This window comes from Rhodoferax sp. (genome assembly GCF_028689305.1).
Classification (GTDB): domain Bacteria; phylum Pseudomonadota; class Gammaproteobacteria; order Burkholderiales; family Burkholderiaceae_C; genus Rhodoferax.
In genome coordinates, this window is sequence record NZ_JAQTWM010000114.1 from 1 (window position 1) to 3,222 (window position 3,222).

Here is a 3,222-nt window from a genome sequence, read left to right on the forward strand (position 1 = left end):
CGGTGAAAAAGCTCTCGACCCTGCAAACAACGGCCGTCACGATGTTGATCGGTGCCGCTGCGATTGCTGGTCTGGCCATTGCGGCGCACGCTGGCACCTTGACGCTGCCACCCGTCAGCAGCTTAAGCGCGCTGGGCATCATGGCTTTGTTTGGTACGGTGCTGGCTTACCTCTTCTGGAACAAAGGCATCAGCACCATCGGCCCAGCCCGAACCTCAGTCTTCTTTGACTTGGTGCCCATTTTCACAATGTTGATTGCGATCGGACTAGGGCAGGAAGTCATTCTTGCTCAATGGCTAGGCGCCGCATTGGTGATGGTCGGTGTGCTGTTTTCATCCGGGGCACTGGAAACCTGGTCAAAGTCACGGATAGTGGAAAGTGTGCATCAACCGCTTGGCGGACGACCACATGGTGGGTGATGTGGACTTTGAAGGCGTGAAGAAAAAACTCATGAATCACCCCGGTGGCTGATGGGTCGGCACCCTGACCATGCTGATCAAGAACACCCTGCGCAGCGCGCAATAGCGTGGCGATGTGGGTGAGGGGACTGGGCCGGTCGGCTGGCATGCGCCAAAGGTGCATGGGCATTGAGGGTAGAGGGGATGGTGTAGTTACCGTCACCTTTTGCCTGTCATGTGCCTTGTTGGTGGTGGCGAAAGGCTTGCAAAATTGTATTTGCTGCTGAATTTGTAGCTGTTTGGGCAATGAATACAGGGGCTACAGGCCCAAAATGTCATTGTTGCAATCAACAAGAGAGATCACTGTTTTTCTGTTGTATCCGTTAACCTGGAGGCATCAAACGCACGACTTGCCTGCACAATCGCTGCGGCCAATTCGGCCGGAGTCTGGCCGTTCGACTCTGGCTGGAGGAAGACGCCATGCACCTTGATGGCCAGCACCGCGATGTCGCTCGGCATGACCGGAGCCCGTCCGCCAGGAAAGGCCGCGCGGTTTCTGGTGATGAACGCTGCAGCCTTCTTGATGGCTTGGTGGATTTGCTGGTCCTGACCAGAGGCATAAGAAAACTGCCACTCTTGCACGCGCTGGTTGATGGCGGCCTTGTCCACCCCGCCTGCCTGGATTGCGGCTGCAGCGAAGACACGGCAGTCATAGTCACGACAGGTTTGGGGGCGACTGCTGTAGATGGTGCAGTCACCGTTTTTGAGCAGCGCGCAGGCGCCGTTGGCGGTAAAGCCAATCAACTTGTGGTCTTGGGGCAGGCCGGGCGCGGGACTCAGGAGATTTTTCGGGACGACACCGAGGGTTTTGCGGTCACTCGGGCGAACGTGGATGAAATAGGACGATGTACAGCAGCCACGGCAGCTCCCGCACGGAACGTCAGTCCCGACCGGCCCCCGGAACGAGGCCAGCATTTGGGCGAGCCAGGTCCCAAAATCGCCCGCCTCAACCTTTGCCGATGTGCTCACCGCAGCAGATGTGTTCATAGGGGCAGAATTATCCTGTCCCAGGGCCATGTCCGCGCCTGACCCGGACCATACGGTGGGCCGTTGGTCGGCTTGCCTGGCTGGGCTCGGTCATCTGGTCAATGCCGGGTTTGTGCCGTCAACCAACTGCTTGAGCGCCACATGCTGCAGCAGCATCACGGTCTTGCCATCCTGAATGAGGCCGGTCTGGATGCCCGCCAGCGCTTCGGCCAGCGGCATCTCAATGACCTCAATATCCTCGCCTTCCTCGGCCAGGCCGCCACCTGCCTCCAGACGGTCTTCGACCTGGTACTCGGCCACGAAGAAGTGCAGTTTCTCCGTGACTGAACCAGGGCTCATGTAGGCCTCAAACACCTTGCGCGGGGCGCGAATGCGGTAGCCGGTTTCCTCTTCAGCCTCTCGGCGGATGCAGGTTTCAGGGTCGTCGCCGTCCAGCAGCCCGGCACAGGCTTCAATCAGATAACCGTCGGTGCAGCCGTTGATGAACGCCGGTAAACGGAATTGCCGGGTCAACACCACGGTCAGGCGGCTCGGGTCGAACAACAGCAAGGCCGCGCCATTGCCCCGGTCGTACGCCTCACGGCTCTGGCGCTGCCACTGGCCATCACGCCGGCGCAATTCAAACGTGATCTTGCGCAACACGTACCAGTTGTTGGACAGCAGTTGGGTGTCCAGCAGCCGGACGTGTTCAGCGCTGGCACGGATGGGGGTGGGAGCAGGCCGCTTGACCGCAGTGGTCTCGCAGCTTGCAGCGGTGGCAACTGGCATGGCAACTCCAAAAAATCGTGCAATATCGCGTATTATTATGCAGTTTCGTGCAATCACAATTTTGGCCATACGACCAAGCACCGCGCATGCTCACCCGTCAACGCAAGCAACTCATCCTCAGCCGCCTCCAGCGCGACGGCCAGTTCGTGGCCAGAGCTTTCAGTGCGGAGCTGGGCATTTCCGACGACACGGTACGGCGTGATCTGCGCGAGCTGGCTGCCGAAGGCCTGTTGCAGCGTGTGCATGGCGGCGCATTGCCTGCCTCTGCGGCAGTGGGTGATCTGCGTGTGCGGGCGCAGCTGGCTCCGGATGACAAGCGCCTGCTGGGCCGTGCAGGTGCGGCGCTGGTTCAACCCGGGCAAGTGGTCATTCTGGACGGCGGCACCACCTCACTGCAGGTGGTGCAGCATCTGCCACGTGACTTGCACGCCACCGTGATCACGCACAGCCCGTGCGTCGCCGTGGCGTTGGCGGATCACCCAAACCTGGAGGTGCTGACGCTCGGTGGCCGTTTGTTCCGCCACTCCATGGTGAACGTCGGCGCCAGTGTGATCGAAGCAGCCGCCCGTGTGCGCGCTGACCTGTACCTGATGGGGGTCACCGGCGTCCACGCCGAGGCGGGCTTGAGCACCGGTGACTTTGAAGAAGCCGCCGTCAAGCGTGCGCTGCACCAACGTGCCGCCGAAACCGTGGTGCTGGCCACGCTCGACAAACTCGGCACCGCCTCAGCCTTTACCGTGGCGGCACTGAAAGAGCTGGCCGCACTGGTGGTGCCCGCGACCATTCCAGCACCTATGCATGACAAGCTGCAGGCCACTGGGGTGAGGGTGATGCTGGCGGCGTGAGCGCCTCCGCCAAAAACATTGTGGATGGCCGAAGTTTGGAAAGCCGATGGTATTCATACTTGGCCATGGCACAGCGGTTTCACCGCTGGGGCAACGGCGGTACAGTCAGGTCTTGGTTGCGTGACGCGCCCTGCCGGCCGCTGCCAGAATGTCCATGGACGCCA

4 protein-coding genes are annotated in these 3,222 nt (G+C 60.7%); 2 read left to right on the forward strand and 2 right to left on the reverse strand.

Annotated elements, in window-relative coordinates:
* Positions 1-419: DMT family transporter (locus tag PHW99_RS16705; protein ID WP_300180236.1), on the forward strand; the 419-nt coding region annotated here is incomplete at its 5' end.
* Positions 420-758: 339 nt separating this feature from the next.
* On the opposite strand, the gene PHW99_RS16710 is transcribed toward PHW99_RS16705, so the two are convergent.
* Positions 759-1,475 (reverse strand): YkgJ family cysteine cluster protein, encoded by a 717-nt coding sequence (locus PHW99_RS16710; protein ID WP_300180239.1) that lies wholly within the window; start codon positions 1,473-1,475, stop codon positions 759-761.
* A gap of 60 nt (positions 1,476-1,535) precedes the next feature.
* Positions 1,536-2,150 carry a GDP-mannose pyrophosphatase NudK gene (gene nudK, locus PHW99_RS16715; RefSeq protein ID WP_300180265.1) on the reverse strand — a complete coding sequence of 205 codons (615 nt, stop codon included), beginning with the start codon at positions 2,148-2,150 and terminating at the stop codon, positions 1,536-1,538.
* Between the two features lie 149 nt (positions 2,151-2,299).
* Here nudK and PHW99_RS16720 point away from each other — a divergent pair, with 149 nt between their 5' ends.
* On the forward strand, positions 2,300-3,058 hold the full coding sequence (locus tag PHW99_RS16720; protein WP_300180241.1) for a DeoR/GlpR family DNA-binding transcription regulator: 759 nt from the start codon (positions 2,300-2,302) through the stop codon (positions 3,056-3,058).
* Positions 3,059-3,222: the final 164 nt, after the last annotated feature.

Bases quoted from the DNA above. Each gene is read 5' to 3' on its own strand.
- PHW99_RS16710 (WP_300180239.1), bottom strand. From the start codon at position 1,475: ATGGCCCTGGGACAGGATAATTCTGCCCCTATGAACACATCTGCTGCG.
- PHW99_RS16720 (WP_300180241.1), top strand. From the start codon at position 2,300: ATGCTCACCCGTCAACGCAAGCAACTCATCCTCAGCCGCCTCCAGCGC.